This is a genomic window from Streptomyces sp. bgisy100 (genome assembly GCF_057709105.1).
This window is the reverse complement of the sequence record NZ_JBYITE010000064.1, coordinates 25,987-32,112: the sequence shown is the minus strand read 5'-3', so window position 1 is coordinate 32,112 and position 6,126 is coordinate 25,987. Positions and strand designations below refer to the sequence as shown.

3 protein-coding genes are annotated in these 6,126 nt (G+C 75.8%); all 3 read left to right on the top strand.

Annotation, left to right across the window (positions count from 1 at the left end; translation table 11 throughout):
- The first annotated feature begins 339 nt into the window (after positions 1 to 339).
- The 3 genes from AC3EQ1_RS28730 (at position 340) to AC3EQ1_RS28720 (ending at position 5,936) form a co-directional block, all read left to right on the top strand.
- Positions 340 to 2,448, top strand: a complete 2,109-nt coding sequence (locus tag AC3EQ1_RS28730) for an ATP-binding protein (RefSeq protein ID WP_432097247.1) — start codon at positions 340 to 342, stop codon at positions 2,446 to 2,448.
- 83 nt (positions 2,449 to 2,531) lie between these two features.
- Positions 2,532 to 4,163, top strand: a complete 1,632-nt coding sequence (locus AC3EQ1_RS28725; protein ID WP_432097246.1) for a PucR family transcriptional regulator — start codon at positions 2,532 to 2,534, stop codon at positions 4,161 to 4,163.
- A 327-nt stretch (positions 4,164 to 4,490) separates the two neighbouring features.
- Complete coding sequence (locus AC3EQ1_RS28720) at positions 4,491 to 5,936, top strand: aldehyde dehydrogenase family protein (RefSeq protein WP_432097245.1); 1,446 nt, start codon at positions 4,491 to 4,493, stop codon at positions 5,934 to 5,936.
- The last annotated feature ends 190 nt before the right edge of the window (positions 5,937 to 6,126 follow it).

Here is a 6,126-nt window from a genome sequence, read left to right as displayed (position 1 = left end):
TGCGCCCCCACCCCCTTGCGTCCACCCGGCCCTGCGGCCCCCGCTGCCGTCATGTCCGGACCGGGCCGTCACGTTCACCTCGTCCTGCTGCCCTGGGCCTTTGCTTTCGCCCGGCGCCTGTGGCACCGCGCTTCTGTGTCACCCGGCCCTGTGGCATCGGACCTCTTCGTTCAGCCTGCCTTGTGGGTCTGTGCTCCTGTGTGCACCTTGTACTGCGACCGTGTTCGGTGTCCGTTGCCGGTGGCCTGTGCGGGTGTGCTGTGGGGCCGTGAACTCCCCAGGCCGGGGCACTAGATTGAGGCGCTGACAGCCTGGCCGGTGAGGGGACGAGGGCAGCAGATGGAGACCGAGGGGACGCAGGGGTTGCGCGGTACGCGGTCGGGGCACGTGCCGCGGCAGGCGGTGCCGCCGCGGCCCGCGGCGCCGCCGTCGGCGGGGCCGGGCGGTCAGGCGTTCGTGGACTGGCTGCGCGCCCCCCGGGCCGAGGCCGAGCCCGGCATCTGGGCGTTCGGGCACCGGCCCCGGCCGCCCGAGGAGCCGGACCGGATCCCGGGCCGTCAGCTGATCAGCGGGGCGCTGATCGCCTTCCTCTGCGGCTGGCTGCTGTGGTCGCTGTGCTGGAACGGCTATCTCGGCAGCTACTGGCTCTGGCCGCTGTTCCTGCTCACGCCCGACTCCTGGCGGGAGGCCGGCGGCGCCCAGCTGGCGTTCGTCTGGGCCACCTACCTCTACTACGGCCTCTTCGCGCTGCTCCTGGTGGTGGTCTTCGGCCGGCTCGGCCGGTGGGCGGAGGTCTTGCGGCGGTACGGGGCCGGTGCGCTGCGGCGGGTCTGGGACGACACGTCCGCCCAGCCGCCCGCCGAGCCGCACGCCGATCCCGCGGCCTGGCCCGCGCTGCGCGAGGCCGGCGCCCCCGACGTCGCCGACCGGCTCGCCGAGGAGGCCCGGGCCGGGCGTATGACCGACGTCGACCAGGCCCGGATCGACCGGGCCTGGCAGTCCGTCCGGAGCCGTCCGGAGCGGCTGGCGGCGTTCACCGAGACCGTGCGCCGCGAGGGCGCCGCCGCGTGCGCCCACCCGTCCGGCGCACGGGATCTGACGGTCCGTACCGCACGGCACGACCTGCTGACGCGTCAGGTGCGGCTCGGCACGACGGCCGAGGACCGGCGGAACCCGTACGCCTACCGGGGGACCGGGTTCGCCCTCGGGCCCGCGCTGCTCGGCACGTCCCTGCTGGCCGTCGGGCCGGCCGGGGCCGGGAAGACCGGCCGGGTGGTGCGGCCGGTGCTGGAGTCGCTGTGCCTGCAGGCGCTCGCGGGCCAGGCCGCCGTCGTCTCCGTGGGCGCGGCGGGGGCGCCGCTCGCCCCCGACGACGCCTTCGACGTGGTGATCCGGATCGGGCGCCCCGAGTCGGAGTACGACCTCGACCTCTACGGCGGCACCACGGACCCCGACGAGGCCGCCGGGGTGCTCGCCGAGGCGCTGATCGGCGATCTGGTCGTCACGGACCCGGTCGCCGACACCCGGCGGGCGGCCACCGCCCTCGCCCAGCTCCTCGGCCCGTACCGCGCGGTCCACGGCCGCTTCCCGTCCGTTCCCGAGCTGCGGGAGCTGCTCGACGGGGGATCCGCCGCGCTGGGCGCGCTGCGCTCGTCCCTGGAGGGCTCGGGGCAGGCCGCGCTGCTGCGCGAACTCGACGCGCGGGAGCGGCAGTCGGGCCGGGCCGGGGACGTGGCCGCGCTGCTCGCGGACCGGCTCGCGCTGCTCGACCGGCCGGCCTTCGCGGACTTCTTCGACACCGCGGGGAAGACCCGGCCGTTCTCGCTGCGCGCCCTGGAACACCCGCTGCGGGTCCGCATCGACCTGCCCGAGCGCGGCCACACCGACGCCTCCCGGCTGCTGACCCGGCTGGTGCTCGCCCAGTTCACCGAGTGCGCCACCGGCCGCGCCGACCGTTCGCTCTTCGCCTGTCTCGTCCTCGACGACGCGACGCAGACCGTGACCGCGGACTCCCTCCGCGGCATCCAGCGCCTGCGTTCGGCCAACGCCGGAGCCGTGCTCACCCTGCGGACCCTGGAGGACGTGCCCGAGCCGCTGCGCACCGCCACCCTGGGGGCGGTGGGCTGCCGGATGGCCTTCGCCGGAGTGACGACCTGGGACGGCGCGCGGTTCGCCGAGGTCTGGGGCAAGGAGTGGGTGGAGACCCGGGACGTCACCAACCGGCAGATCATCGCGGACGAGCCGCTGACCCGGGTGGTGCACACGGTGCGCCGGCTGGTCACCGGCCGGGCGGTGACGGCCGAGTCGGTGACCGTGCGGACGGTGGAGCGGGAGCGCTGGTCCGCCTCCGAGCTGGCGCACGCGGTGCCCGCCGGGCACGCCGTCCTCTCGCTCACCACCGTCCGCGGTGACCACGCCCCGCCGCTCCTGGTGGACCTGCGGGAATGACCGGTGCCGGGGATTCGTCCGCTGAGGCAGAATCGAACTGAGCCGTTCGTACGGGACGGCACAATTGATCGCCTGAAGGTGCCATGCCTCCCACGCTCGCCTCCCTCGTCCACCACTCCGCGCTCAAGCTGGGCGTACGCGCCGGTGGGGACCGTCTGGAGACCGCGGTGCGCTGGGCGCACGTCAGCGAACTCGCCGACCCGGTGCCCTACATGGACGGCGGCGAGCTGCTGCTCACCACGGCCATGAAGCTCGACGCCGAGGACGACGAGGCGATGCGCCGCTACGTCCGCCGGCTCGGCGAGGCGGGCGTGGTCGGGCTCGGCTTCGCCGTCGGCGTCAACTACGACGCCATACCCCAGGCCCTCGTCGCGGCGGCGGAGGAGTCCGGCCTGCCCCTGCTGGAGGTGCCCCGCCGCACCCCCTTCATAGCGATCAGCAAGGCCGTCTCCGCCGCCATCGCCGCCGACCAGTACCGGGCCGTCACGGCGGGCTTCGAGGTCCAGCGCGAGCTGACCCGGGCGGCGCTCGGCGCGGAGGGCTCCACCGCCCTGCTCGCCCGGCTCGCCGCCCACCTCGACGGCTGGGCCGCCCTCTACGACGCTTCCGGCACAGTGGTGGCCGCCGCACCGGAGTGGGCCTCCCGCCGGGCCGCCCGGCTCACCGCCGACGTCGAGCGGCTGCGCGAGCGGCCCGCCCCGGCGAGCGCCGTGGTCGGCGCCGCCGACGCCGGTGAGGACCGGGTCGAGCTCCAGTCGCTGGGCACCGGCCGCCGCGCCCGCGCGGTGCTCGCGGTCGGCACCGGCGCCCCGCTCGGCACCGCCGAACGCTACGCCGTGCACTCCGCGGTGGCCCTGCTGACCCTCGTCACCGAACGCTCGCGCGCCCTGCACGAGGCCGAACAGCGGCTCGGCGCCGCCGTCCTGCGGATGCTGCTGGCCGGGGAGCCCGACCACGCCCGGACCGTGGCCGGACCGCTGTACGGCGGGCTGCTCGACGCGCCGTTCCGGGTGCTCGTCGCCGAGGCCGTCGCCGGGGCGGCGGACGGGCCCGGGGCGGAGAACGACAGCGCCCCCGACGCCCTCGCCACCCTCGCCGACGCCCTGGAGTCGGCGGCCGCCCGCAGCGCGGAGGCCGTCCTCGTGGTCCCCGACGGGGCGCGGCTGGTGGTGCTCGCCCCCGACGGCGGCGCCGCCGTCGCCGCCTGCGGCCAGTACGCCGAGGCCCTGGAGACCCGGCGGGGCACGGCGACCCGGCCGCACGAGCGGGCCGCCGCCGAGGGCGACGAGATCGCCATCGGCCTGTCCGCCCCGGCCGGCCCGACCGCCTGCGCCTCCGCCTACCGGGAGGCCGAGCAGGCCCTCTCGGTGGCCCGCCGCCGGGGCCGCGCCCTGGTGGAACACGAGCAGGTCGCGGCCGGTTCCGTGCTGCCGCTGCTCGCCGACGACGCGGTGCGCGCCTTCGCCGACGGCATGCTCCGGGCCCTCCGCGAGCACGACGCCACCGGCCGCGGCGACCTGGTCGCCTCGCTGCGGGCCTGGCTCTCCCGGCACGGCCAGTGGGACGCCGCCGCCGCGGACCTCGGCGTCCACCGCCACACCCTCCGCTACCGCATGCGCCGCGTCGAGGAGATCCTCGGACGCTCGCTCGACGATCCGGACGTGCGGATGGAGCTCTGGCTCGCGCTGAAGGCGACTACGGCCCCGGGGCCCTAGCCCGCCCCGGACAGGGCCTCGGCGCGGAGTGGGCGGGAGGCGCGGTGGCGCCACACGGCCTCGGCTCCCTCGGCCCTGTGCGGGAGGGACCTGAGGCTCCGGACCGGCCGGAACGCGCCCCCGGCCCGCCGTGCGGGCGACGCGGGTCCCCGTGACCCGGCCCCGCCGCCTCGCCCACGGACCGAAGGGTTCCGGCAGGGGTGCCAAACCGGCGAGAGCGCACCCCGTTACCACTCCATGCCGGACAAACGTCATTCGACGCGCCGACCCCTACGGTGGAGGCACCAAGAGCACCTCCCCACCACTTCGGAAGGGCCGGGATCCGCTGTGACCACACACCACGCGTTCTGGCTCGCCGGCCGCGAGGCTGCCGGCGACGACACGTTCGACGTCACCTCCCCCTGGGACGGCAGTCTCGTCGGCACGGTGAGCGTCCCCACCGAGGCCCAGGTCGAGGAGGCCGTGGCCGCCGCGGACGCCGTGCGGGCCGAGTTCGCCGCGACGCCCGCGCACGTCCGGGCCGCCGCCCTCGACCACGTCTCGCGTCGCCTCGTCGAGCGCACCGAGGAGATCGCCCGGCTGATCTCCGCCGAGAACGGAAAGCCCGTCAAGTGGGCGCGCGGCGAGGTCGGCCGTGCCGTCTCGGTGTTCCGCTTCGCGGCCGAGGAGGCCCGCCGCTTCAACGGCGGCGAGGCGCAGCGCCTCGACACCGACGCCGGTGGCGTCGGCCGGCTCGCCTTCACCCGTCGCTTCCCGCGCGGCACGGTGCTCGGCATCGCCCCGTTCAACTTCCCGCTCAACCTCTGCGCCCACAAGATCGCCCCGGCGATCGCCGTCGGTGCGCCGATCATCCTCAAGCCCGCCCCGGCGACCCCGCTGTCCGGGCTGATCCTCGGCGAACTGCTCGCCGAGACCGAGCTGCCCGCCGGCGCCTGGAGCGTGCTCCCGGTCCCCAACGACCGGATGCCGGCGCTCGTCCAGGACGAGCGGCTGCCGGTCATCTCCTTCACCGGCTCCGACACCGTCGGTTTCGCGATCATGGAGTCGGTGCCGCGCAAGCACTGCACCCTGGAGCTCGGCGGCAACGGCGCCGCCGTCGTCCTGCCGGACTTCTCCTCCGAGGCCGACCTGGACTGGGCCGCCACTCGGATCGCGACCTTCTCCAACTACCAGGGCGGCCAGTCCTGCATCTCGGTGCAGCGGGTCATCGCGGACGCCTCCGTCTACGACCGGCTGGTGCCCAAGGTCGTCGCCGCCGTCGAGGCCCAGGTCACCGGCGACCCGTCGGACCCGGCCACCGACGTCGGCCCGCTGGTCAGCGAGGACGCCGCCAAGCGCGTCGAGTCCTGGGTCGACGAGGCCGTGAACGGCGGCGCCCGGCTGCTGGCCGGCGGCAAGCGGGACGGCGCCTCCTACGCCCCGACCGTGCTCGCCGACGTCCCGGCCGATGCCACGATCGCCTGCGAGGAGGTCTTCGGCCCGGTCCTGACCCTGCACAGGGCGGACGGCGAGGAAGCGGCGTTCGCGGCCGTGAACGACTCCAAGTTCGGCCTCCAGGCCGGGGTCTTCACCCACGACCTCCAGGCCGCCTTCCGGGCCCACCGCGCCCTGGAGGTCGGCGGCGTCGTCATCGGCGACGTCCCGTCCTACCGCGCGGACCAGATGCCGTACGGCGGCGTCAAGCAGTCCGGCGTGGGCCGCGAGGGCGTGCGGTACGCCATGGACGACTACACCTACGAGCGGGTCATGGTGCTCACCGGCATCGATCTCTGACCCTCCCGACGAGGACCGGCGGCGGCCGGGGGTACGCACGGCGTACCCCCGGCCGCCGCCGTGTCCGGACCGGGCCGGAAGGGGCCCCGAGGCGCCCCGCACACCGCTGCCCACCAGTGGCGGAAACCGCCTCCGGAACGCCACCCGTTCGCGCGCGAGGGCTGGCACCACCCGCCGGGATCGGGTATTA